Source organism: Sphingosinicella microcystinivorans (assembly GCF_003634215.1).
GTDB classification, from domain to species: Bacteria; Pseudomonadota; Alphaproteobacteria; order Sphingomonadales; family Sphingomonadaceae; genus Sphingosinicella; species Sphingosinicella microcystinivorans.
The window spans coordinates 161,600-184,211 of record NZ_RBWX01000008.1; the positions used below are offsets into that span (position 1 = coordinate 161,600).

22 protein-coding genes are annotated in these 22,612 nt (G+C 63.6%); 12 read left to right on the forward strand and 10 right to left on the reverse strand.

Annotation, left to right across the window (positions count from 1 at the left end; all coding sequences use genetic code 11):
* Positions 1 to 75: 75 nt before the first annotated feature.
* The 3 genes from DFR51_RS09700 to bufA2 form a co-directional block, all read right to left on the reverse strand.
* Positions 76 to 867, reverse strand: a complete 792-nt coding sequence (locus tag DFR51_RS09700) for an HvfC/BufC N-terminal domain-containing protein (protein ID WP_121050403.1) — start codon at positions 865 to 867, stop codon at positions 76 to 78.
* Complete coding sequence (gene bufB, locus DFR51_RS09705; RefSeq protein ID WP_197723722.1) at positions 864 to 1,688, reverse strand: MNIO family bufferin maturase; 825 nt, start codon at positions 1,686 to 1,688, stop codon at positions 864 to 866. The genes DFR51_RS09700 and bufB overlap by 4 nt, the downstream gene beginning before the upstream one ends.
* Positions 1,689 to 1,773: 85 nt before the next feature.
* Entirely contained in the window at positions 1,774 to 2,058 is a 285-nt protein-coding gene (bufA2, locus tag DFR51_RS09710; protein WP_121050409.1) for a BufA2 family periplasmic bufferin-type metallophore, read from the reverse strand.
* A gap of 256 nt (positions 2,059 to 2,314) precedes the next feature.
* Here bufA2 and DFR51_RS09715 point away from each other — a divergent pair, with 256 nt between their 5' ends.
* From DFR51_RS09715 to DFR51_RS09735, 5 genes are all read left to right on the forward strand, one after another.
* A complete protein-coding gene (locus tag DFR51_RS09715; RefSeq protein ID WP_420853162.1) occupies positions 2,315 to 2,536 on the forward strand; it encodes a BufA1 family periplasmic bufferin-type metallophore in 222 nt (73 codons plus the stop codon).
* Positions 2,537 to 2,540: 4 nt separating this feature from the next.
* A complete protein-coding gene (locus DFR51_RS09720; RefSeq protein WP_121050412.1) occupies positions 2,541 to 2,996 on the forward strand; it encodes a DoxX family protein in 456 nt (151 codons plus the stop codon).
* A complete protein-coding gene (locus DFR51_RS09725; RefSeq protein ID WP_121050415.1) occupies positions 2,993 to 3,520 on the forward strand; it encodes a sigma-70 family RNA polymerase sigma factor in 528 nt (175 codons plus the stop codon). The genes DFR51_RS09720 and DFR51_RS09725 overlap by 4 nt, the downstream gene beginning before the upstream one ends.
* A gap of 2 nt (positions 3,521 to 3,522) precedes the next feature.
* Positions 3,523 to 4,167: an NrsF family protein gene (locus tag DFR51_RS09730; RefSeq protein ID WP_121050418.1), complete on the forward strand. Its 645-nt coding sequence runs from the start codon at positions 3,523 to 3,525 to the stop codon at positions 4,165 to 4,167.
* A 267-nt stretch (positions 4,168 to 4,434) separates the two neighbouring features.
* Positions 4,435 to 5,736, forward strand: a complete 1,302-nt coding sequence (locus tag DFR51_RS09735; RefSeq protein WP_121050421.1) for an NAD(P)/FAD-dependent oxidoreductase — start codon at positions 4,435 to 4,437, stop codon at positions 5,734 to 5,736.
* 95 nt (positions 5,737 to 5,831) lie between these two features.
* Here DFR51_RS09735 and DFR51_RS09740 read toward each other — a convergent pair whose 3' ends face one another.
* Genes DFR51_RS09740 through DFR51_RS09750 form a run of 3 tightly spaced genes read right to left on the reverse strand, consistent with a single transcriptional unit; the run spans position 5,832 to position 10,340 of the window.
* Positions 5,832 to 7,694 (reverse strand): AMP-binding protein, encoded by a 1,863-nt coding sequence (locus DFR51_RS09740; RefSeq protein ID WP_121050424.1) that lies wholly within the window; start codon positions 7,692 to 7,694, stop codon positions 5,832 to 5,834.
* A gap of 4 nt (positions 7,695 to 7,698) precedes the next feature.
* On the reverse strand, positions 7,699 to 8,094 hold the full coding sequence (locus DFR51_RS09745; protein WP_121050427.1) for a 2,4'-dihydroxyacetophenone dioxygenase family protein: 396 nt from the start codon (positions 8,092 to 8,094) through the stop codon (positions 7,699 to 7,701).
* Between the two features lie 26 nt (positions 8,095 to 8,120).
* Complete coding sequence (locus DFR51_RS09750) at positions 8,121 to 10,340, reverse strand: TonB-dependent receptor (RefSeq protein WP_121050430.1); 2,220 nt, start codon at positions 10,338 to 10,340, stop codon at positions 8,121 to 8,123.
* 282 nt (positions 10,341 to 10,622) lie between these two features.
* On the opposite strand from DFR51_RS09750, the gene DFR51_RS09755 reads away from it, so the two are divergent.
* The 6 genes from DFR51_RS09755 to DFR51_RS09780 all read left to right on the forward strand — a co-directional run bounded on the left by DFR51_RS09755 (position 10,623) and on the right by DFR51_RS09780 (position 15,379).
* Positions 10,623 to 11,615, forward strand: coding sequence for a helix-turn-helix domain-containing protein (locus DFR51_RS09755; RefSeq protein ID WP_121050432.1), 993 nt, complete (start codon positions 10,623 to 10,625; stop codon positions 11,613 to 11,615).
* A gap of 77 nt (positions 11,616 to 11,692) precedes the next feature.
* Entirely contained in the window at positions 11,693 to 12,475 is a 783-nt protein-coding gene (locus DFR51_RS09760; RefSeq protein WP_121050435.1) for an SDR family NAD(P)-dependent oxidoreductase, read from the forward strand.
* Positions 12,472 to 13,452 carry a thiamine pyrophosphate-dependent dehydrogenase E1 component subunit alpha gene (locus DFR51_RS09765; protein WP_197723670.1) on the forward strand — a complete coding sequence of 327 codons (981 nt, stop codon included), beginning with the start codon at positions 12,472 to 12,474 and terminating at the stop codon, positions 13,450 to 13,452. Before DFR51_RS09760 ends, DFR51_RS09765 begins: the two co-directional genes overlap by 4 nt.
* A complete protein-coding gene (locus tag DFR51_RS09770) occupies positions 13,439 to 14,476 on the forward strand; it encodes an alpha-ketoacid dehydrogenase subunit beta (RefSeq protein ID WP_121050438.1) in 1,038 nt (345 codons plus the stop codon). Before DFR51_RS09765 ends, DFR51_RS09770 begins: the two co-directional genes overlap by 14 nt.
* Positions 14,477 to 14,480: 4 nt before the next feature.
* The gene (locus DFR51_RS09775) at positions 14,481 to 14,711 is read left to right on the forward strand and encodes a lipoyl domain-containing protein (RefSeq protein WP_121050441.1); all 231 of its coding nucleotides are present in this window, start codon (positions 14,481 to 14,483) and stop codon (positions 14,709 to 14,711) included.
* A gap of 5 nt (positions 14,712 to 14,716) precedes the next feature.
* Positions 14,717 to 15,379: a lipoate--protein ligase family protein gene (locus DFR51_RS09780; protein ID WP_121050444.1), complete on the forward strand. Its 663-nt coding sequence runs from the start codon at positions 14,717 to 14,719 to the stop codon at positions 15,377 to 15,379.
* A gap of 67 nt (positions 15,380 to 15,446) precedes the next feature.
* Here DFR51_RS09780 and DFR51_RS09785 read toward each other — a convergent pair whose 3' ends face one another.
* The 4 genes from DFR51_RS09785 to DFR51_RS09800 form a co-directional block, all read right to left on the reverse strand.
* Positions 15,447 to 16,598, reverse strand: coding sequence for a serine hydrolase domain-containing protein (locus DFR51_RS09785; RefSeq protein WP_121050447.1), 1,152 nt, complete (start codon positions 16,596 to 16,598; stop codon positions 15,447 to 15,449).
* 12 nt (positions 16,599 to 16,610) lie between these two features.
* Positions 16,611 to 17,645 carry an N-acetyltransferase DgcN family protein gene (locus DFR51_RS09790; protein WP_243445490.1) on the reverse strand — a complete coding sequence of 345 codons (1,035 nt, stop codon included), beginning with the start codon at positions 17,643 to 17,645 and terminating at the stop codon, positions 16,611 to 16,613.
* Positions 17,646 to 17,653: 8 nt separating this feature from the next.
* Entirely contained in the window at positions 17,654 to 19,954 is a 2,301-nt protein-coding gene (locus DFR51_RS09795; protein ID WP_121050450.1) for a TonB-dependent receptor, read from the reverse strand.
* 246 nt (positions 19,955 to 20,200) lie between these two features.
* On the reverse strand, positions 20,201 to 20,863 hold the full coding sequence (locus tag DFR51_RS09800; protein WP_121050453.1) for a helix-turn-helix domain-containing protein: 663 nt from the start codon (positions 20,861 to 20,863) through the stop codon (positions 20,201 to 20,203).
* Positions 20,864 to 20,971: 108 nt separating this feature from the next.
* On the opposite strand from DFR51_RS09800, the gene DFR51_RS09805 reads away from it, so the two are divergent.
* Positions 20,972 to 22,597, forward strand: a complete 1,626-nt coding sequence (locus tag DFR51_RS09805; protein ID WP_160119037.1) for an N-acyl-D-amino-acid deacylase family protein — start codon at positions 20,972 to 20,974, stop codon at positions 22,595 to 22,597.
* Positions 22,598 to 22,612: the final 15 nt, after the last annotated feature.

Genomic DNA, 22,612 nt, shown 5'->3' on the forward strand with positions numbered 1-22,612 from the left:
GCTGGCTTCCTCAAAATCCGCTATTCACCATAGCCACGGGCTATAGCCATCGGGCCGCGTGCGGAAGTGGCGCGATCAGAGAGGTGGCTGGGGTGCAGGAGCTGCGGGCATGCGACTGACGATCCCCTGTGCGATCCAAAAGCCGAGTGTACGTCCGGCCTCCTCGATGCCGCGAGCACCAAGCCGCTGGACGAACGCCTCGCACATATCGCCGAAAGTGCCGCCGTTCCCCATCAGCTGAAAACCGGCGGCCTCCTCAGCCGTCAGTAGTCGAAACCGTGGAGCAATTCCCTGTCGCCAGACAAGGAGGGTCCGCGGTTCATTCAACAGAACATCGGCTGACAGGTTCTCCTCGGCGGTGATTGCGGCCCAGATCGCCCCGCAATCGGTCTGTATCCGCCTTGAACGCATTCCGCTCACAAATGAAAGGCGGAGTGAGGTCCATGCCTCCTCCGTGAAGTCGTTCGAGAGCGCGGCAAAGCCTGCCGCATCGAGGACCGGCTCGTCAGCGGCGGTGAAGACCTGCTGCATTTGCCATTCGAGCCAGGCCAGCTCCGCGACCTCGGGGTCGTTGGGAAAGAGCTGTTCCAGTGTTTCATCGAAACCCGCGCCGGCGTCATCGAGCGTCCAGCTTCGCGGCGGCTTTACAATGAGGTGATGCGCCGCGGCGGCATCGAAACTCTCGTCTCCGATCCACGTCCACGTCTTTTCAAAACTCGTGCGCAGGCACTCGATCAGCCGCGACCGATAAGCATTCCGGTAGACCGCAAGACCCGCTCGCTGGGCCGGATCCCAATCCTCGAACGTCACCTCCCCGGCGCCCGTCACGGCGGCGTAGAAACGCCGTTGGAGATCGATCAGAGTCACGCGGCGTACCGCGCGTCGTGCCCTGAAAGCCGGCGCGCGATATCGAGTTCGCTCAGCAGCACGTCTATCGGCGGTATCGCATCATCGCGCTCGATCATGGTGGCAAGCGAGGGGAAGCGTGCGCAGGCAAGCTGATAGAGCGCCCACACGTCGGCGCACACCGGCGTGTCGTGCGTGTCGATCAGTATGTCCTGGCCCTCGCTATGACCCGCAAGATGGATCTGGCGTACCGTGGCGGCGGGAATCCCTTCGAGATACGCGATCGGATCGAATCCGTGATTGACGCTGCTGACGTAGATATTGTTGACGTCGAGCAGCAGGAAGCAGCCGGTGCGTTCGTACATCGCATCGAGAAACTGCCACTCCGTCATACCGGCGTCGAAGGCGACATAGCTGGACGGGTTTTCGAACAGCAGTGGACGTTCAAGCACGTCCTGCGCATGCAGAATGTTGCGGCACACGACGTCCAGCGCCTCTTCAGTGTAGGGCAGCGGCAACAGGTCGTGCGTGTTGCGGCCGTTCACGCCAGTCCAGCACAGGTGATCGGACACCCAGAGGGGCTTCACCCGGTCGGCCAACCGTTTGAGGCGCGCAAGATATTCAGCGTCGAGGCCTTCGGTCGACCCGATCGACATCGATACGCCGTGCATCGCCACCGGATAGCGCTCGCGAATGGCATCGAGCGTGAAGAGCGGGCGGCCGCCGTCCACCATGAAGTTCTCGGAAATGATCTCGACGAAATCGACCGGAACGGCCCCGGCCATATAATCCGCGTAGTGATCCCTGCGAAGACCGAGGCCAAAGCCATTGAAGGGTTGGATTGTCGTCACGATGGGCGTCCTGAAACAAAGAGGATGGGGCGATCCGGTCGCGGGGGGCGTGCGCCGGATCGCCCCGGAGGGCGCGTCAGCCGATATCGCCGATCGTGCCGCCCTTGCTCAGGCACTGGTCGGCCTTCATTGCCTTGAAGCCCTGGCCCTTGCAGCTGTTGTGGCCCTTGCATTCGTGCACTGTGGTTTTGCAGTCAGCGCTGCCTTTGCAGCTGTTGACACCGTAGCAGTGCACCATGTCGGCGCCCGAGACGGCCGCGCCGCTGCTGCCGGTAGGCGCGGTCGCGGCGGAGGCCAGCGTTGAAAGAGCGAACAGGGCGGCAGCCGATGCGATGCCGGCCCCCTTCAGTGCGATGGACATCAGACAAATCTCCCAATGAGGTGCGCCGGATTGGCTATCGTTCATTCGCGCGCCCGCTCCGAAAGGTTACAGTGGCGCCCGCCAATTTTTTATTTTTGGTCGGGTGTAACGCTCGGCGCGCTTTGCCCGAACTTGCAGTCAGACCGCCACATGGAAGGCGGCGCTGATTTCAACCCTTATGGGAGACAAGTTGATGGCACGCGAAACCCTTACCCCCCTGCTCGCAACCTTGCTTGCAGCAGCCGTGACGGCCGGAATGACGAATGCTGCGCAGGCGGAAACGAAGAAGCCCGCGATGGAAAAGTGCTATGGCGTCGCGAAAGCCGGCCAGAACGATTGCGCCGCCGGACCCGGCACGAGCTGCGCAGGCACGTCGAGCGTCGATTATCAGGGAAATGCATGGAAGCTGGTGAAGGCGGGAACGTGCCTGACGATCAAGACACCAAAGGGCAGCGGCTCGCTGACGCCCAAGGCGTAAACCCATGGTCGCGCTTCACACAGGCTGGGAGCGGGTCACGGCCCTGCTCTCCAGCCGCGCGGCGGAAGCGGCGCCGCTGCTGCTCGCGCGTTTCGCGCTTGCCGGCGTATTCTGGCGATCCGGGCGCGCGAAAATTGAAGACGGAAGCTGGTTTTCGATCAGCGATGCGACCTATTATCTGTTTCGTGAGGAATATACCCGCGTCCCGCTGCCATCCGATCTTGCGGCCATTGCGGCGGCATCGGCCGAGCATATCTTTCCCGTGCTGCTCGTTGTCGGCCTCGGTGTTCGCCTGTCCGCGCTCGGGCTGCTCGGCATGACGATGGTGATCCAGCTGTTCGTCTACCCGGAAGCTTGGTGGCCGGTGCATTCCCTGTGGGCCGCGCTCGCGCTCGTCCTCATCGCGAGGGGCGGCGGCGTGCTGTCGCTTGACGCGCTTTTCAGCCGACGCGCGCGGTGAAGGCGGACGACGCCAGCCTGTCGCGCCTGATGGCGCTGGCGCAGCGGGGTGATCGCCCGGCTTACGCTGCGCTCCTGAAGGCTTGCTCGGCCTGGCTCGGCCGCTATTTCGCGCGGCGCACCGCGCCTTGCCATCTTGACGATCTCGTGCAGGAAACGCTGATGTCGATGCACGGCAAGCTGGCAAGTTACGATCCCTCGCGTCCGTTCCTGCCCTGGCTTGCAGCGATCGCACGATATCGCTGGGTCGATCATCTTCGGAGGGTATATCGCGCCGCCGAAGTCGGACTCGATGAAGACGTGTCCGTCGCCGGCGGTCAGGAGAGTGTCGCGGCAAGGCTCAGCCTCGACGGCCTGCTGGCCTGTCTGCCACCTTCCCAGGCGCAGGTGATAGAGCTGGTCAGGATCGAGGGGCTCTCCGTGGCGGAAGCCGCTTCGCGGTCAGGCCAGAGCGAGGCGCTCGTCAAGGTCAATGTACACAGGGGTCTCAGGAAACTCAGCGCCCTGATCGAGGAAGCGGAATAACCATGGATCCTGATACCGACACGCTCATCGCTTCGCTGGTGGATGACCTGCGTCCGGCACGCGTCCTGCGCCGACGCTATGGGCTGGGCCTGACAGCAGCAGCGGCGGCCGCCACGCTGGCCATCGTCGCGGTCATTTTCGGGTTCCGGGGAGACATTTCCGCAGGGCACTTCGAAACCCTGTTCCTGATCGCCAACGGCCTGTTCCTGATCCTGGGTGTCGCCTGCGCGGCAACGGTGATCGCGATGGGGAATCCGCAGGTCGGGAGCCGGCACTTCGGATGGCGTTGGGTGGCCGCAGCCACCTGTTTGCTGCCTCTGTCCGCGATCATCATCCTCGTGTCGGGGACCGAAGCCCCTCCCGGCTCACTGATATCCGTTCACGAGATGGATTGTATCTTTGCGGGTGTCGGCCTCGGGCTGCTCACAGCCGTAGTTCTGGTATTCTGGTTGCGGCGGGGTGCGCCGACCTCACCCGAACGCGCGGGACTTCTCGTGGGAGTTGCGTCGGGGTGTATCGGGATTTTCGCGTTCGCATTTCATTGTTCGTCGAACACGATCTATCATGTCGGGCTATGGCACAGCGCGCCCGTTATCATCAGCGCCCTGCTCGGCAGGGTGTTGGTTCCACGGCTTGTGCGGTGGTGACGCGCGCAAGATAGCCGTCCAGGCCTCCGCGCTCGCTGAACCTGGGCGCGCAGTACGCACACGATCTTTCGGACAGGTTGACTGAAAAAGCGCGCGTCGATTTCAATGCGCAGGGCTGGCAGTCCTTCCAGGACTTCCAGTTTCCGGCGGCGCTGAACGTTTATCTGCTCCAGAAGACCTGCTCGACGGTCGATGCGCCAAACGGCAAGCCTGTAGAGGCCAAGGGAGGGCGACCATGCAGGGTTCACTCGCAGACGGGTTCGCGGCGTGAACAGTATACAAACGCCCCTCGGCCACGAACCCATCTCCACGAGCCACTGGAGCCGCACTGCACCGGCAGCACCGCCCTGCCCTGCCCTCGAAGGCACGATAGCGGTCGACTGCACGATCATCGGCGCGGGCTATTCCGGGCTCATCATGGCACTGGAGCTTGCCGCCGCGGGGCGCAGCGTCGTGGTTCTTGATGCCGAAGCCCCCGGCTGGGCCGCGTCCGGGCGCAACGCCGGGCATGTCGCACCTCTGTTCTGGGGCGCAAAGAAAACGCCGCGTCAGATCGTTGCCGCCTACGGCGACGACATGGGCGCGCGCATGAACAGGATGGTCGCGGATTCGGGGCGGTGGCTGTTCGACCTGATCGACAGGCATGGCATCGCGTGCGACGCGCGCCGGGGCTATCTTTATTTGGCCCGAACCGAAGCCTCACTGGCGAAACATCGCGAAACCTTTGAAGAGTGGAGCGAGTTCGGCGGTGTCTTCGAAGCAATCGACTGCACCGAACTCGCACGCCATGTGACCTCGCCGAACTATGCGGGCGGCGTGTGGCTCCCGAACGGCGGCCTCGTCAATCCGCTCGCTCTGTCTCGCGGCCTTGCCGCGGCAGCCGTGCGCGAAGGGGTGCAAGTGTTCGGAAATTCACGCGCGGTCAGTGCCGTGAAGGACGGCGAAGTGTGGCGCATCCAAACCACACAGGGCGCCGTGAGGAGCCGAACACTTCTTGTCGCCGCCGGCGGCTATGCCGATGCACTGTTTCCCGTACTCCGCAAAGCCGCCTACACTGTACATTGCGGCGTCATCGCCACCGATCCCCTGCCCGACAAGGGGACGTCGACCCTGCCGGGCCGCGTTCCGGTCGCGGACCTGGACGACAAGGCCGTGTTCAGCCCCGCGATCGATGCGGAAGGATGCCTCGCCATCAGCTTCCTGATCGGGCCCGGCGATCTTGAAATGCGCAAGGCCTTGAAGATATGCGCGCCCCGGATCGCAAAGGCGTTTCCTCAGTTATCCCCGCCGGAATTCAAGCGAATATGGGCGGGCAAATTTACGATCACACCGGACGGTGCCCCGCGACTTCTGCGCCTTGCCGACAATGCCTTTGCCGCGACCGGCTGCAACGGCCTCGGCCACACCCTCGGCATTTCCGCTGCGCGCGAGCTCGCGAAACTTGCGCTCGGCGTGGGTAAGGATGCGATAAATTTTCGGGTGGAGGATGCAAAGCCGCTACCGGCGAGCAGTGCCGCCAACTGGCTGCTGAGACACGTTGCGTTTCCACTCGTCAACCGGGCCGGCTGACACGCCATATGAACGTCCGTCGGCGGGCGGCGCGCAGGCATAAAGTTGACGCACCGCCTGCCGAAACGTCCGGCGACTGATCGTGGTCCTTGTTGTTATTCTCCGCGAAGTTCGCGCTTGATGATCTCGATCGTGTCCGGGTTTTCGATCGTCGGCGGCACGGGGACGTCCTCGCCGTTTGCAAGGCGGCGGATCACGGCGCGCAGGATCTTGCCGGACCGTGTCTTGGGCAGCGCGGCGACGATGTGGACATTCTTCAACGCCGCGACCGGACCGAGTTCCTCGCGTACCAGCGTGATGATCTCGTGCGCGAGATTGCCGTCGTCCTGCCGTCCGGCTTTCAGAACCGCGAAGGCGACCGGCACCATGCCCTTTACGGCGTCATCGGCGCCGATGACGGCACATTCGGCCACGGCAGGATGCGTGGCGATGATCTGTTCGATCTGCCCGGTGGAAAGCCGGTGCCCGGCGACGTTGATCAGGTCGTCCGTGCGGCCCATGATGTTGACGAAACCGCCTTCGTCGATGTGCCCGGCATCGCCCGTTTCATAATAGCCCGCAAAGGTTTCGAATGCGCGCCGGAAACCGGTCTCGTTGTTCCACAGCGTCGAATAGCAACCGGGCGGCAGCGGCGCGGCGATCACGACATGACCCGTACCGCCGGGCGCTACCGGATCGCCGTGATCGTCGAGCACCGCGAAAGTGAAGCCGGGCACCGGAAAACCGGCGCTGCCCGCCTGCCGCCGCGTGTCGCCTAGGCCAAGGCAGGTCGCAGCAGCGGGCCAGCCGAGTTCGGTTTGCCACCAGTGATCGATCACCGGCATCGCAAGCTGCGTCTCCGCCCAATGCACCGTATCGGGATCGGCGCGTTCACCGGCCAGGAACAGCGCGCGCAGGCGGCCGGTGCCGGTTTCGCGGATGAAGCGGCCTTCGGGGTCTTCCTTGCGGATCGCGCGGATCGCTGTCGGCGCTGTGAAGAACACGTCGACCCCGTGCGCCTCGATCGTCCGCCAGAACGTGCCCGCGTCGGGCGTGCCCACGGGCTTGCCTTCGAACAGAACCGTCGTGCAGCCGGCGATCAGCGGCCCGTAAACAATGTAACTGTGTCCGACGACCCAGCCTACGTCCGACGCCGCCCAGAACACCTCGCCCGGCTTCATCCCGTAGATGTTCACCATGCTCCATGCGAGCGCGACGGCATGGCCGCCGTTCTGGCGTACGACGCCCTTGGGAACGCCCGTCGTGCCCGAGGTGTAAAGAATATAGAGCGGGTCCGCCGCATCCACGGAAACGCAGGCAACCGGCGCCGCCTTGGCATATTCACTCGACCAGTCGAGATCGCGCCCAGCCTGCATAGGCGCCTCAACCTGCGGGCGCTGCAGGAGCACGACATGCTCCACATCGTGCGCGGCAAGTTCGAGCGCGTGGTCAACAAGCGGCTTGTAGGGAACGACCTTCTGCCCTTCGATGCCGCACGAGGCCGTCAGCAGCAGCTTCGGCTTCGCATCGTCGATGCGCTTGGCAAGCTCTGGCGCCGCGAAGCCGCCGAACACCACCGAATGCACCGCGCCGATCCGCGCGCACGCCAGCATGGCAAACAGCGTTTCGGGGATCATCGGCATGTAGATGACGACGCGGTCGCCCTTCGCCACGCCGTGCGCGGCAAGCATACCCGCCGTGCGCGCGACCGAATCCTGAAGCTCGGCATAGCTTGTGCTGCGGCGCGTACCCGTCACCGGGCTTTCGTAGATGACCGCGACATCGTCGCCGCGCCCCGCCGCCACGTGGCGATCGACCGCGTTGTGGCACGTGTTGAGCCGCCCGCCCGCGAACCAGCCCTGCCCCGTCCAGCCCTGCGGTGGCGGCGTGTCCCAATCCAGCGCTTCTGCGGCCTTCAGCCAGAAGGCTTCGGGATCGGAGACACTTTGGGCGTAGGCGTCGCTGTAAGTTCGGCTCATGGTCTCAAACGGCTGTTGCGGTCATGTCCTCGAGCAGTTTGTGATCGAGAATGGATGCCACATCACCCTTATCGTCCAGAAAAGCAATTGGACCAAAGTTGGTGAACAGCAGCTCGGTGTACTCCGGGAAGTTGGTGTAATCATGCACCACATCGAGCGGTTCGTAGCCGTATGTCCCGGCCGCGGCTTCACCCATCCGGTAGCACATACGCCCCTTGATCACGTAGTATTCGCCAGCGCCGAGGTGCCGATGCGGCCCGAAGAAGCTGCCCGGCTGGGCACGGAACAGCACGGTCCAGCGGCCAGTTTCAGCGCTCGAATAGAGGAGGCAGACATCGATCCCCTCGGTCATCGGCGCCCACTTCATTTCGGAGGGCGTGATCAGGTGTTCGTCGATCATGGCTTTGGATTACCCTTTCCCGGTTGTCAGAAGCGGAGGGACAGTTCGACGCCGTAGGTGGCGCGCTCGCCGTAGTAGCGCGGCACGAAACCGAAGCCGCTCGTATCCGTTGCGTCGACGATATAGGCCTTGCCGGTCACGTTCTTGGCCCAGGCCGCAAGCTCCCACCCTTTCGCCCGATCGGCGAGCGTGGCGCGGAGGTTGAGCAGGCCGTAGCCCTCGCCCGAGCTGATGAGATCGCTCTGCGCGTTGTTGTAATATTTCTTGCCCGTGTAGTTGTATTCGGCGCGCCAGCGCGTTTCGAAATCACCCACCGGGATCGTTATCTGCGCAAAGGTGGAAAGCGTTAACTTCGGCGCGCCGGGAAGCCGATTGCCCGAGAAATCCCGCGGCTCCCCCGTCTCCGGATCAATCGCCCCGGACAGATAGTTCTTATACTTCGCATCAAGGATACCGAGGTTGAGACCAAGATCGAGCCAGTCGGTCGGCAGCGCCGTCGCTTCCAGCTCGATGCCCTTGATCTCCGCGTCCGCCGCGTTGTCGAGCCCGAGCGTCGGCACCGTGCTACCCGCCTGCCGGTTCACCGAGAGCACCTGCAGATCGGTGTAATCATAGTAGAACGCCGACAGGTTGAGCCGCAGGCGGCGGTCGAACAGCGTGCTCTTGATGCCGATCTCGTAGGAGGTCAGATATTCGGGATCGACCTGCGTGCGTTCGGCGACGCTGGTGATGATGCCGATGTTGAACCCACCCGCCTTGAAACCCTTGTCGATGCTCGCGTAGGCGAGCACGTCATCGGTGACGTTATAGTCGGCGGAAACGCGCCATGAGAACGATTTGAACGTATCCTTCAACCGCGCGAACGGCACCAGCGGCACGGGCGCGCCGTCCGGGATGTCTGCGTCGAAGAAGCCTGGCACGAGGTCGGCCTGATGCGTCACGCGAACCTTGTCGATCGTGTAGCGCCCACCGAGCGTAACGCGGAACGCGGGAGCGACCTCATACGTCGCCTGGCCGAAGATCGCGTACGCCTTGTTCTTGCGCGTTGCGCGCGTGATGAGCGGGAGTGCGCCGTCGGCGAAGCTGAGTTCGCCGAGGAGGTCGGCATTGCTGTCGGCATCCAGATTTTCCTGGAAGTAGAAGAGCCCACCGATCGCGTTGAGGGGCCCGCTGTCGTAGGCGAGCTGGAATTCCTGGGTAAACTGCTTGGCGTCGGTGAGGAAGGTGATCTCATCGATGCGGAACGGGCCGCCGTCGACGTCGACTCGGTTGTCGACGTCACTCTTGTCGTAGCCGGTGATCGATTTGAAAGTGAGATCACCGATACTCTGCGTGATGTTGAGATTGATGAACAGGTTGTCGCTGTGATTGCGTGACTGCCCATTGAAATTCAATAAGTTGGCGTCATCCGCATAGGGGTCGGTATAGCCGAAAAGATCCGCGCCGTTGATCGTGCCGAGGGGCTTGTTTTCAAGATAGTCGCTGCGATCGCGACCACCGCCGATGGAGAGACGCACGTCAGTGTCGGCACTTGGGTGCCAGCGCAGAATCGCGCGCGCGGCGGCTTCATCGACGTTGATCGTGGCGTCGCCGGTGTAGAGGTTCGTCTTCTCCCCGTCGCGGCGGCGGACGACGCCCGCGACGCGCAGCGACAGGCCTTCGCCGAGCGGGAGGCTGGCGGCGGCTTCGGCTTCGAACAGATCGAAGCGCCCATAGCCGAAGCGGGCGTTGCCTTCGAATTCGTCGCCCGGCAGCTTCGAGAAGAACTGGATCGCGCCGCCTGTCGTGTTCTTGCCGAACAGCGTCCCCTGCGGACCGCGCACAACCTCGATGCGTTCGAGATCGAACAGCGAGAAGATCTGACTGCCCGTGGACGCCACGACCACATCGTCGCGGTAGATGCTGATCGGGCCGATCGAGGAGGCGTTGAAATCGTTGTTGCCGACGCCGCGGATGAAGATGTTCGGCACGCCGCCGAACGTCTTGATTTCGAGGTTGGGCACCTGATCGCCGATCGAAAGGCTATTGGTGAAACCCGCCTCGCGGATCGCCGTGTCATTGAACGCCGTCACCGAAACCGGCACGTCCTGAAGGTTCTGCGCGCGTTTCTGGGCGGTGACGACGATCTCTTCGATGCCGCCGGTCGGGGTGGCCGCATCTGTCTCCTGCCCCAGCGCCGGAGCGCTCGCCGCAAGCGCGGAGACGGCAACGGCGGCATGAAGCGACGAACGGAAACGGCTTTTCATAAAAACTCCCCCTCAAGGTTATGCGGGCGCCCTGCATGGGAGCGCCATGTTCATACCTTTCTTTTAGGCGGCGTACCGCGCTTCGATCATGCACCTGAGTGCCGCAAAATTTGGCTGGCTGTGAACCGGATTGCACGCGGGAAAGCGGCGGATTCCCGGAAAGCCCGCAAGCGACTTGCGCGGGAAGGAAGCAACTCTTGGGTGAGCGCGAACCCGCGTACCATGCCGATTGCATCGCGCAACGGACAGGCATAGCCTGCCAAGTCGGGGAGGGTCGGACATATGCTTCTGAGCGAAGAGCGGTGGAGTTCTGCGTCGCTGCCGCCGCCACGGCAGCTCCCTGGCTTTCAGGAGGTGCTGGACCGAACGCATTTCCACTGGAGCCTCGCGGGTGCGGACAAGGAACGTTACGGCGCGAAGGTCCGCCGCCGCGCGATCAACGATTTCGTGTTCACGCAGGTCGTCTGCGACCCCATCGCCGGTTTCCGCACGATCGACGACGTGAAGCGCGGCGAGGACGATTATTTCTGCCTTCTCTATTTCGAGGAAGGCGAATGCCTGCTGCAGCAGGGACGAAACGAATCGGTGGTGCGCCCCGATATCATTTCAGTGTGGGATAGCACCCGCCCTGCGATGTTTGAAAACACACGCGCGCTACACCAGCTTTCGATCCTGATCCCGCATCGCATGGCGACGACCATCGTTCCGGGCATCGAGGACATGTGCGGCCTCTCCGTGGACGGCAGCGTCGGGCTCGGTTCCATCCTGCTTTCGCACCTGCGCCAGATCCACAAAACGGTCGAGACCGTGGACCCGCAGGACCGAACCGCCGTGCTGCGCGCGACGGTCGAACTGCTCGCCGCTGCGTTCCGCCCGGAGCCGGACCGCATCGCGGGCAGCGCCTTCCGGCGCGCGCTGCTCGGCCGTGTGCAGGAACACATCCTGGCCCATCTCGGCGATCCCGCGCTCTCCGCCGCAACGATCGCGGCGGCATTCCGATTCAGCCCGCGCTATCTCCACCGCCTGTTCGAGGAATTCGGCGTCACGGTTGGCACCTGGATTCGCGAGCGGCGGCTGATGGCGGCGCGCAGCGACCTCGCGAGCCGCACGATGGCGGGCTACAGCATCACGCAGATCGCAATGCGGCACGGCTTCGCCGATGCCTCGCACTTCAGCCATGCCTTCCGCGATGCCTTCGGCCTTTCGCCGCGCGACTACCGGCAAACCGCGTCGCGCGCGGCGGACGACGAACGGAGTTCCCTCCTGTCCAAGTAAGCCGCCGTTCTGGCGCAAGCCATGACAGTCCCGCTCCCGTAGGTCTTTCTCTCAAAAGACGTGCTGAGGGGAGGCTTATGGGCAGGTTGCAAGGCAAGATCGCGCTGGTGACGGGCGCGGCGCAGGGAATCGGCGCAGGTGTAGCACGTGCGATGGCGCGCGAAGGTGCCGCCGTGATCGCCGCCGATCGCAATGTCGCGGGCATCGAGGCGCTCGCCGCGGAAATCGGCGCGGCGCCGCTTGCGCTCGACGTGACAAGCGAAGCCGAGTGGACGAAGGCCGCCGCGCATATCGAGGCCGCTCACGGCAAGCTCTCCATCCTGGTCAACAACGCGGGCGTCGAGCTCGTGAAACCGATGACCGAGCACAGTCTCGCCGACTGGCGCGGGTTGATGGCGGTGAACGTCGATGGCATCTTCCTCGGCTGCCGTACCTTTCAGGCCCTGCTCGCGATGGGCGGCAGCGCGGGCCATCCTGCGAGCGTCATCAACGTGTCCTCGATCGCCGGTCTCGTCGGCTACCCCGATCAGCTCGCCTACAACACCTCCAAAGGTGCGGTGCGGCACATGACGAAAAGCCTCGCCATCGAATGGGCCGCGCACAGGCTGCCGATTCGCTGCAATTCGGTCCACCCCGGCTGCATCCGCACGCCGATGCTGGAAATGGCGGTGGAAGGCTGGGTGCGCGAAGGTTCGATCCCGGCGGACGATCCATGGGCTGCGGTCGCTGCGCTCTGCCCGCTGAACGCCGTGGGACTGCCCGAGGACATTGCGATGGGCGCGGTATATCTCGCCAGCGACGAGGCGCGCTTCGTCACCGGCATCGAGCTCGTCATCGACGGTGGCTGGGTCGCGCGATGAGCAACCGCAGCGACCGGCTCTGGATGTACGGAGCGATGGTGAAGAGCCGCCATTTCGAAGCGCTCATCAAGCCCGCCTATTTCGAAGGCAAAACGCCCGTGTTCAACATGGCGAAGGGGCCGCTTCCCGGCGAGATGCACCTGTCCGACGGGCAGGAACCGTGCGCTGTGGGCGTCTGCGCCCACCTGCGACCCGGCGATACGGTGACCGCGACGCACCGCCCGCACCATGTCGCCATCGCCAAGGGCGTAAACCTTGATGCGATGGCGGCGGAGATCTTCGGCAAGGCGACCGGCCTTTCCGGCGGGCGCGGCGGCCACATGCACCTGTTCGACGCGCGCGTGAACTTCGCCTGCTCGGGCATCATCGCGCAGGGCCTCGGCCCCGCCGTGGGTGCCGCGCTCGCAAGCAAGCTGCGCGGCGAGGATCATGTCGCGGTCGCCTACCTCGGCGAAGGCGCGGCCAACCAAGGCGCGTTCCACGAAGCGCTCAATCTCGCATCGGTCTGGAAGGTGCCCGCCATCTTCGTGATCGAGGACAATGCCTATGGCATCTCGGTCGCGAAGCGCGACTGCACGGCGGTCGCGCGCAATGCCGACCGCGCCGCCGCCTATGCGATGCCGGGGCACTTCATCCCCGGCAACGATCCCGATGCGGTGCATGCCGTCGCCGGGGAAGCGATCGCTCGCGCCCGGCGCGGCGAAGGCCCGTCGCTGATCGAGATCGAGACCTGCCGCCTGGAAGGGCATTTCATGGGCGATGCCGAAGGCTACCGCCCGGCGGGCGAGGTCGAGCGCCTGAAAGCCGCCGACCCGATCCCCGCGTACCGCGAACGCTTGATCGCCGACGGCTTCGATGCCTCCGATCTCGACAGAGCGGAAGCCGATGCGCGCGCCGCTGTCGACGCTGCGTTCGCCGCCGCGCGCACCGCAGCCTATCCCCAGCCGGAGGAAGCGTTCGCCCATGTCTTCGCCTGAAACCATCACGGCGCCCCGCCCCGCGCGGCGCCTCACCATCGCACGCGCGATTTCCGAAGCCATCGGCCAGGAGATGGAGCGCGACCCCTCCGTCCTCGTGATGGGCGAGGATATCCGCAAGCTCGGTGGCGTGTTCGGCACGACGACGGGCCTTTTCGATAAATTCGGCGCGGAGCGCGTGCGCGACACGCCGATCTCGGAAACCGCGTTCATCGGTGCGGCGGTCGGTCTCGCGGCTTCAGGTATGCGGCCGATCGTCGAATTGATGTTCGTCGATTTCTTCGGCGTCTGCATGGATGCGATCTACAATCTCGCGGCGAAGCAGAGCTATTTCTCGGGCGGGCAAGTCACCTGCCCGATGGTGCTTATGACAAGCGTTGGTGGCGGATACGGCGACGCCGGGCAGCACAGCCAGACGCTTTACGCCACCTTCGGCCACCTGCCCGGCCTCAAGGTCGTCATCCCATCGAACGCGCACGACGCGAAGGGGCTGATGCTCGCGGCGATCCGCGATCCGAACCCGGTGATCTTCATGTATCACAAATCGCTGCAGGGCATGGGCTGGCTCGGCACCGTGCAGCGTTCGATCACCGACGCGCCCGAGGGTGATTACATCGTGCCGCTCGGCAAGGCGGCAATCGTGCGCGAGGGCAGCGACATTACGCTCGTCGGGCTCGGGCTCAGCGTGCATCACGCGCTCGATGCTGCCGCGCGGCTCGAAAAGCAGGGGCATTCCGCAGAGGTGATCGACCTGCGCAGCATCGCGCCGCTCGACCGCGAAACGGTGCGGGCCTCCGTGCGGAAGACCGGGCGTCTGCTCGTGGTCGATGACGATTACATGAGCTACGGCGTCGGCGCGGAGATCATCGCCAGCGTCTGCGAGGCTGGAATCCCGCTTCGCGCCGCACCGCATCGCATCGCCCACCCCGACATCCCCGTGCCGTTCACGCCGGTGATGGAACATTTCGTATTGCCCGACGCCGACAAGGTAACGGCGGCGGCGCTTACCCTTCTGGAGTCATGATCCGATGACCGATATCACCGTTCCCGCCGGCCTTTGGAACGATGGCGACGAAGCCGCCATTTCGGCGTGGCTCTACGCCGATGGAGACGCGGTTGCCGAGGGTGCCGTGATCGCCGAGATCATGGTGGAGAAAACGAGTTTCGAACTGACGGCACCAGCGTCTGGCACGCTTCATATCGACATTCCCGCCGAAACCGCCGTTACAGCGGGGGAGGTGGTGGGCCGTATCGGCTGACCGCCTTGCTCGGCGCCCTTGCCCGTGCCCTCGCGCCCGATGCGCCCATCGCGCACGGGAACGGCGAGGCGGCGATCGTGGAGGATGAGCGGCGGCTCGATGCGCTGCTCGGCGACCAGCGCACTGCGGAACACGCACGGCTGTGGACGAACAACCGCTGTCTTGTGACGACGCGGCGGTTCGCGCGCATGGATCGCTTCGCGGAGGCCGCTGCGGCCAGCAGCGCGCGCGGCTGGCCCGTGTTCGTTCGCGCAAGCGGCGGCACAACAGTGGTTCACAGGCCCGGCATATTGAATTTCAGCCTGTACGATATCGCGCCCAACGGCACGGTAGACATCAACACGCACTTCGAGCGTTTCACACGCCGCCTGACCGCCGGGTTCGCCGCCATCGGCGTTGCCGCCGAAACAGGCTGGGTGGCGGGCAGCTATTGCGACGGACGCTTCAACATCGTCTCCGCCGGGCAAAAGATCGCGGGGACGGCCTGCCTCGTTCGAAAGCGTGGCGGTTGGCTCGGTGTACTTGCGCACGCGGCAATCAGCATCGACGGCGATACCCGCGCGGATCTTGCCGCGATTACGGAATTCGAGCGCGCACTTGGTCTCGATGTTCCCTACGCGCCCGAGGCACACACGACCCTGACCGCGACTATTCGTAACCCGCACTGAAAAAGAGACCGACGGGCTGGAATCCGTTTCGGCCCGTCGGTTCGTCGCACGTTGCCGCGCGGCGCGGTTATTCCTTGGGCGGCAGCCCGAGCGCGATGCGTTCGATCCGATCAGCGATCTTGCCCGCGCCGACATCCTTGCCGATGCCGTTCGCGATGACGGAAACGGTGAGGCGGTCCTTCGGGAATTCGTTCAGCGATGTATTGAATCCGAAGATACCGCCACCGTGACCGATACGCTGGTGCCCGTCGACATCCCCCATGAACAGCGCATAGCCGTATTCGAACGGCGGCATGTCGGCCGGACGATCCTTGACCGCGGTCGTGCTGTTCTGCCCATTGTTCAGCTTACCCGGCGTGATCATCGCCTTGAACGACGCGGGCTTCAGAACCTTGCCGCCGAACAGCGCGGCGTTCCAGCGCGCAAGATCATTCGCCGACGACCGCATGGCACCCGCGGCGCCCGGCACCGTCATGGAAATGAAGGCCGCATTCTTGAACTGATGCGGGCCGGTTCCGTCATAACCCGCGACACGGCCCGGCAGGATGACGCTTTCATCATCAAGCGCGGTATGCGTGAGGCCGAGCGGGCCGAAGAAACGATCCTGCAGGACAGTTGCAAGCGGCTTCTTTTCCGCCTTCTCGATAACGCCGCCGAGGATGAAATAGGCGGTGTTGCTGTAGGTCCAGCCGGTGCCCGGCTCGAAATCCTGCGTCTTCGGCATCTTCGCGAAATGCGCGACCCATTCGTCCGTCGTGCGCTTCAGCCCGGCTTCCTGAAGAAAGCTCGGATCATCGGTGTAGCTGTGGATGCCGGAGGTGTGATGCAGCATCTGCTTCAGCGTCACGTCCGCAGCGCGCGGGAAATCCGGATAATATTTCGAAAGCTTGTCGTCGAGCGAGAGCTTGCCCTCTTCCTCGAGCTTCAGGAGCGCTGCTGCCGTGAATTGCTTGGTGACCGATCCGATACGGAAAATGCTGTCGTTGTTCACCGGCACGTTCAGCTCCAGATTGGCCGAGCCGTAGCCCTTCACCAGAACCGGCGCGCCGTCCTTGTAAACCGCGACTTGAAGGCCGGGGCTTTCGCCCGCCGCGATCGCGTCCTGCACCGCCTTGTCGATGGCCGCCGCGACGGCGCTGGTATCGGCTGCAAATGCACTCGCGGAAAACAGCACGCTGATCGCTGTACCGGCTACAAGCGTTCGCCTGGATAGAGTCATATCATACCTCTTTCATACTGCCGCGAATGCGGCCTCAGGTGTCCCAGAAAGCATTTCATCAACAACCACCTCGATCCCGAAACGCAGCGGATCGAACGCGGGAAGGCCGGTCCGCGCGGCCGCGTTTTCGAGCGCGCGCTGCGCCGCGTCCACATCCAGCGCCGACGTATTGAGGCTGATGCCGACGAAGCGCGCGGCGGGATTCGTGCGCTGGGCGTGCGGCAGATAGGCGTTGATCGCAGCCTCGACCGTGGGCAGTGGATAGGCCGGAAAGAAGCTCGTCACGGTGCGCACCGGATCGTGACACAGGACCAGCGCATCCGGCTGGCTGCCGTGCAACAGCCCAAGCGTTACGCCCGCATAGGCCGGATGGAAAAGCGCGCCTTGCCCCTCGATCACATCCCAGTGATCGGGCGCGGCGTCGGGGGAGAGGGTTTCCGCAGCGCCGGCGATGAAATCCGCGACGACGGCATCGATCGCGATACCCTCGCCGGAGATCATGATACCGGTCTGGCCCGTTGCGCGGAACGTCGCGTCGATGCCCCGCACGCGCATCGCCTGCGTCAACGCCAGCGCCGTGTATTTCTTGCCCAGGGCACAGTCCGTTCCGACCATGAGCGCGCGCTTGCCGGTGCGCTTGCGGCCGGTCGCGATTGGAAACGCGGTTTTGCTGTGACGTACGTTGTGCAGCGTGCGCCCGAGCCGGGTCGCGACTTCGGCGATGGCCGGAAACATCTCCAGCCGAACGTGAAGCCCGCTGACGATATCGAGCCCTGCTTCAAGCGCGTCGAGCAGAACGCCCTGCCATGCGGCGGGCAATTGGCCGCCGACCGGCGCAACCCCGATCAGAAACGACCGCGCACCGCGCGCGGCCGCCTCCGATGGGGAGAGATCGGGGAGACCGATATCGATTGTCGCCGGTGTCAGCCGCAACTGGCCGACGCAATCCTCGCGCGCCCAATCCCGCACCCCGAGCGCTGTCTTGGCGAGCGTCGAACTTTCGGCGTCCGCCAGAAACACCAGGTAAGGCTTCGCAATATCGGCCACGAACGGCGTCAGTATTTGAAGCCGAGCCGCATCCCGAGCGTCCGCGGCTGGATGATCGTGCCCCTGCCGAGGAGACCCGCTCCGCCTCCGCTCGAATAGTTGGTGATCCCCTGCGAGTCGGTGAGATTACGGGCGAACGCCTCGACTGAGATTTGCCCGAACCGCGCGCCAAGCCGCAGATCGAGCGTGTTGTAATCCGGAATCCGCGCATGGTTGGTCGTAGCAGGCGATGTCGAGAAATCGGCGTATCGCGAGCCGACATAGGTCCACGTGACGCCGCCAGATAGGATCGATCCGCCGGCAAGCTCGTGGACGTAATCGACCGAAACCGCGTTCTGGAATTCCGGCACGTAGGGCAGGCGCTGGCCTGCCAGACCACCGAAGGCAGGCGCATCGTCAGTAAGACGCGCATGCGTGTAACCGCCCGTCACCGCAAACGTGAGCGGCTTCACCGGGTTCACGCTCAGTGTGTATTCAAGACCTTCGCTGCGCGCCTTGCCGCCGTTGCCCTGAACCGAGAATGTCTGCCCGTTTGTTTCGGAAACGAAGTCCGTGATGAGCTGCACGTCCGTCCAGTCGATGCGGTAAATCGCGACATCGAAATTGAACACGCGGTCGACGGTGGAACCCTTTACGCCGAGTTCGTAGTTGGTCGTGTTGTCGGACTTGTAGAACGTCGGGAAATCGGCGGGCGCACCCGGAACGACGAGAACGGGACCGCCGGGACGGTAGCCCGTCGCCAGACGCGCATAGACCGAAATATCCTTGTTCAGCAGGAAACGGGGCGCGATCGAGTACGTGAACTTGTTCTCGCTCGTCCGGATCTCCGGATTCACGAGCGGATCGGGACCGCCGCTGCCGATCAGGCCAGGGGCGCTCGTAACCTGCGACCACTGCTTGTTGTGCGAATAGCGGCCGCCGATCGAAACTTCGAAGCTTTCGCCGAACTTGAGTGTGGCTTCGCCGAAACCGGCATATTCCTTGTACCGTGCCGGAAGCGAGCTGCCGCCGAACGGGAGCGGCGAATCCAGTATGACCGATTCGTCACCTTGCTGCACGGCGTCGTAGTATTGATCGAACGTAATATCTTCGTTGGTGTAGAATCCGCCGATCTGCCAATCGAACTGCATGAAGCCGGCATCGACGTCCGTGTTCGACGCGAGCCGGATCTCCTCGTTGAATTTCGTGAAGCTGTCTTCCTGGCGTCCCCAGATTGCGATCGGCTCGCCGTAAACACCGCCGAACAAATCCGCCGCCGTCAGGCCGGGCGCAAGCTGGAGATGCGAAATGTCGCTGCGGTAAAAGGATTTGTATTTGCTGTAGCTGGTGGACGAAAACAGGCTCACCGAACCCAGATCATAATTGATGACGCCATTGTAATATTCGAATCGGCGGAGTGAACTTTCCGGCGCATAGGTGTTCAAAATGGGTTCGCCGCCGTTGGCCACCTTCGCTGCAACGGAGGGCTGGGCATTCAATCCTCCCACAAGTTCAAGCGCGCCGCTGCCATCGAACTCCCCGCGCTGCAAAGCCGCCGTCAGACGCACGCTGAGGGCTTCCGTCGGTTCGATCTGGAGCTGCCCACGGAGGCTGTATTGCTCGCCACCGTTGACGTCCGTTTCCCCGCGAGTGGGGTTATCGATATAGCCGGCCACATCCTGATAAGTGCCGGTGACGCGCAGCGCTGCGATTTCGCCGAGCGGCACATTCACGGCACCTTGCGCGATCCAGCCGGTTTCGCCGTGTCGCACGGAATCAAAGCCCGCCTGACCGCGCGCTTCGAAGACGCCGAGCTTGGGCTTGTTGGTGATGTAATGCAGGAGGCCGCCCTGCGCCGTGGCGCCATAAAGCGTGCCCTGCGGTCCGCGCAGCACTTCGACGCGGTCGAGATCGAACGCGAGCAAATCGGCCGTGAGCAATGAGCCGTTGAACAGGGACGAGGCCGACGAAACAACGATGTCGTCCACCATCGTGGCAACCGACGCGCCCGAGCCGCCCGCGTTCTGGCCGCGCAGCACGAGACGCGTGCCGCCGTTTCCGGTCGCCTGGATCGAAAAGCCGGGAACCTGCGATGCGAAATCGGCGATCTGCGTAAGGTTACGCCGCTCCATGTCTGAACCGCTGATCGCGCTGATGCTGAGCGGCACATCGACGAGCCGTAATTCGCGCTTCGTCGCAGTGACGATGATTTCGTTGCCTGTCAGTTCCTCGGCCTCGCCGCCGCCGCTTTGCGCGATTGCGGGTGCGCTGATCAGCAAGGCGAGCGCGGAAACCGTTGCCGAAAGATATCCAGTCTGACGTAGAAACATTTGTCATCCCCCCACATTTGCGAATGGATCGCCGTGCAGCGCCCCCGCGCTTTAAGCCCATTCGGGTCAGTCCCATCCTGAAATTATCAGGCTTCCACTCCATGTCAATTATATTTCTATTTTGGAAATATGGAAACATCGCGAACACGTGAAGAGATCGCGCGCTGAGCCGCATAATTGTTCAGAAACGCGCCGCTCCGCACGGTCTGCGACCGTTCGGAACTTACAGTCACTTTGGAAAAGGGGTCAGCCCGCCTTGGGCTTTCTGGCGCGCGGCTTGCGCGCAGCGTCCCTAGAAGACGGTTCGGCGGCAGCCTGGTCGCCGAAAACGAAATTGTCGGTCTGCTCGGTACACACGGCGATGATCTCCGTGCCGCCGGGCGTCTTGGAGAGGTAGGCGTGACCCATGCGGCTGTCGATGTAGATGCTGTCGCCAGGTTCCAGGGTTTCCGGTTCGTAGAACTCGCTGTGCACTTCGAGCACGCCGTCGAGGACGTAAATCCACTCCTCTCCGTCATGACGGATCAGCGGGCCGAATTCCTCAAGTGTCGCGGCATGGACGCGCCCCTTGATCGGCACGATCCGTTTGCGGCTAAGTTCGGGCGAGACATACAGATAATCATAGCTGCCTGTCTGGATGTTGCGCCCCTCGCCCTTCCGCGCAACGCTGCGGCGACCGCCTGCGTGCACTGCGGTTTGCGCGGTCTCGGTGAACAGGCTGCCGATATCGACGCCAAGAGCCCCCGTCAGCTTCGTGAGCTTGTCGTAAGTAAGGCCGAGGCGATCGTTTTCCATCTTCGACAGCGCCGACACGGAATAGCCCGTCCGCTCACTCATGACACTGAGGGGAATGCCGCGGGCCGTCCGCAACGCCTTGATCTTCTTGCCCAGGCCACCCTGCTCGATCATCTTACTCACCGTTTCGACTACTGAGAGGGACTTATCGCAACTGCTTGCCAAGGAGGCAATGTTTCCATATCGGAAAGCATGGGAAATTCAATCCGGGGAGGAAAAAGCATGTCGAAAGCCGCACTTCTGCTTCTGGGAATGATGGCCGCGTCCACACCCGCAACCGCGAGCAATTACGACATTATTATCCGCGGCGGCACGATCTATGACGGTTCGGGAAGCCCCGGCTATGTTGGCGATGTCGCCGTCAGCGGCGGAAAAATCGCCGCCGTAGGCAAGCGCGTACGCGGCAGCGCGGCAAAGGTGATCGAAGCGCAGGGTCTGGCCGTCACTCCCGGATTCATCGATGCGCACAGCCACGTCGATTTCGGCCTGGAAGAGCGCACCGGGCCGATGCTCGACGAGCAGGACCTCCTCCAGGGCGTGACGACGATCCTGATGGGGCCTGACGGCTATTACTCGCCGGAAAACATCCGGCAACGCATGGCGCAGCTGAAAACGCGCGGATCGGGCGTCAATTACAGCTGCTATGTGGGGCACAACGGCATCCGCGAGCAGATCATGCCTGGCATCCAGCGCCCGGCGAATGCCGAAGAAACCGCCGCCATGGCCGCGCTGGTCCGCGAGGGCATGGAAATGGGCTGCGTCGGCCTGTCGACCGGCCTGATGTATGAAGGCGGTATGTTCAGCGACACGAACGAGGTCGTCGCGCTGGCGGAAGTCGTGAAGCCGTTCGGCGGCACCTACGATTCGCACACGCGCAATCCGTCTCTGGAGATGCTGAAATCCGAAAAGGAAGCCATCGAGATCGGAAAGCGCGCCGGAATCCCCGCGAAGCTCGGGCATCTCAAGGCGACGGGTCTGATCAACAGGGGCCGCATCGGCGACGTGATCGCCGCGGTCGAGGAGGCGCGCGCCGCGGGGCAGCAAGTGGTCGCCGACCAGTATCCCTACGACGGGGCCGCGACCGGACCGCTAAGCGGCATCTTCGTGCTGCCGGGCCTCAAGGACATGCCGGCTGCCGCCGATGTGCGCGCGGCGCTCAAGGATCCGAAATCGCGCGCTGTCGTCCGCGAACTGACCGAGCACGGCGAGGCAGGTGGTTTCTCGTGGGTAAAGGCCGTCGGCTATGGGAACATGCGCATCGTCGATGCGCCGGGTGCGCCCGAACTTGTCGATCAGAACATCGAACTGCTGGCAAAGGCGTGGGGAATGGAGCCGTTCGATCTTGTCGCCCGGCTCGTTCAGGACCACCCCGACTCGCTGCTCATCACGCTCGGCACGATCGACGAAGGCGACGTGCGGAAGCTCATGGTCCAGCCATGGGTGATGATCGCGAGCGACGGCGGCTACAGTGCGCCCGAGGGCGCTGAAATCGACCCCATGGGCTATCACCCGCGTTCGACGGGCAGCTTCGCCCGGGTGCTCGGCCACTACAGCCGGGATCTGAAACTGCTCCCCCTGGCCGAGGCCGTGCGCAAGATGTCGGGCCTGCCCGCCAAGCATTTGAACCTGACGGATCGCGGTTTGCTGAAGCCCGGCCTCGTCGCGGACATTGCCATCTTCGATCCGGCGAAGATCACCGATCGTTCGACCTACGCGCGGCCGGCGCTCCGGGCCGAAGGTATGGTCACCGTTATCGTCAACGGCGAAACCGCGCTGGAAGGGGGCAAGGCAACAGGCGCAACGCCCGGCCGTTTCGTTGCGCGCGGATCGGCGCGGTCCAAAAAATAGCGGATGAGGAAGCGC

Coding starts and splice junctions, on each gene's coding strand:
- DFR51_RS09765 (WP_197723670.1), top strand. CDS start 12,472: ATGAGCAACCGCAGCGACCGGCTCTGGATGTACGGAGCGATGGTGAAG.
- DFR51_RS09760 (WP_121050435.1), top strand. CDS start 11,693: ATGGGCAGGTTGCAAGGCAAGATCGCGCTGGTGACGGGCGCGGCGCAG.
- DFR51_RS09755 (WP_121050432.1), top strand. CDS start 10,623: ATGCTTCTGAGCGAAGAGCGGTGGAGTTCTGCGTCGCTGCCGCCGCCA.
- DFR51_RS09745 (WP_121050427.1), bottom strand. CDS start 8,094: ATGATCGACGAACACCTGATCACGCCCTCCGAAATGAAGTGGGCGCCG.
- DFR51_RS09785 (WP_121050447.1), bottom strand. CDS start 16,598: ATGACTCTATCCAGGCGAACGCTTGTAGCCGGTACAGCGATCAGCGTG.
- DFR51_RS09720 (WP_121050412.1), top strand. CDS start 2,541: ATGGTCGCGCTTCACACAGGCTGGGAGCGGGTCACGGCCCTGCTCTCC.
- bufA2 (WP_121050409.1), bottom strand. CDS start 2,058: ATGTCCATCGCACTGAAGGGGGCCGGCATCGCATCGGCTGCCGCCCTG.
- DFR51_RS09730 (WP_121050418.1), top strand. CDS start 3,523: ATGGATCCTGATACCGACACGCTCATCGCTTCGCTGGTGGATGACCTG.
- DFR51_RS09805 (WP_160119037.1), top strand. CDS start 20,972: ATGTCGAAAGCCGCACTTCTGCTTCTGGGAATGATGGCCGCGTCCACA.
- DFR51_RS09775 (WP_121050441.1), top strand. CDS start 14,481: ATGACCGATATCACCGTTCCCGCCGGCCTTTGGAACGATGGCGACGAA.
- DFR51_RS09770 (WP_121050438.1), top strand. CDS start 13,439: ATGTCTTCGCCTGAAACCATCACGGCGCCCCGCCCCGCGCGGCGCCTC.
- DFR51_RS09795 (WP_121050450.1), bottom strand. CDS start 19,954: ATGTTTCTACGTCAGACTGGATATCTTTCGGCAACGGTTTCCGCGCTC.
- DFR51_RS09715 (WP_420853162.1), top strand. CDS start 2,315: ATGACGAATGCTGCGCAGGCGGAAACGAAGAAGCCCGCGATGGAAAAG.
- DFR51_RS09740 (WP_121050424.1), bottom strand. CDS start 7,694: ATGAGCCGAACTTACAGCGACGCCTACGCCCAAAGTGTCTCCGATCCC.
- DFR51_RS09800 (WP_121050453.1), bottom strand. CDS start 20,863: ATGATCGAGCAGGGTGGCCTGGGCAAGAAGATCAAGGCGTTGCGGACG.
- DFR51_RS09750 (WP_121050430.1), bottom strand. CDS start 10,340: ATGAAAAGCCGTTTCCGTTCGTCGCTTCATGCCGCCGTTGCCGTCTCC.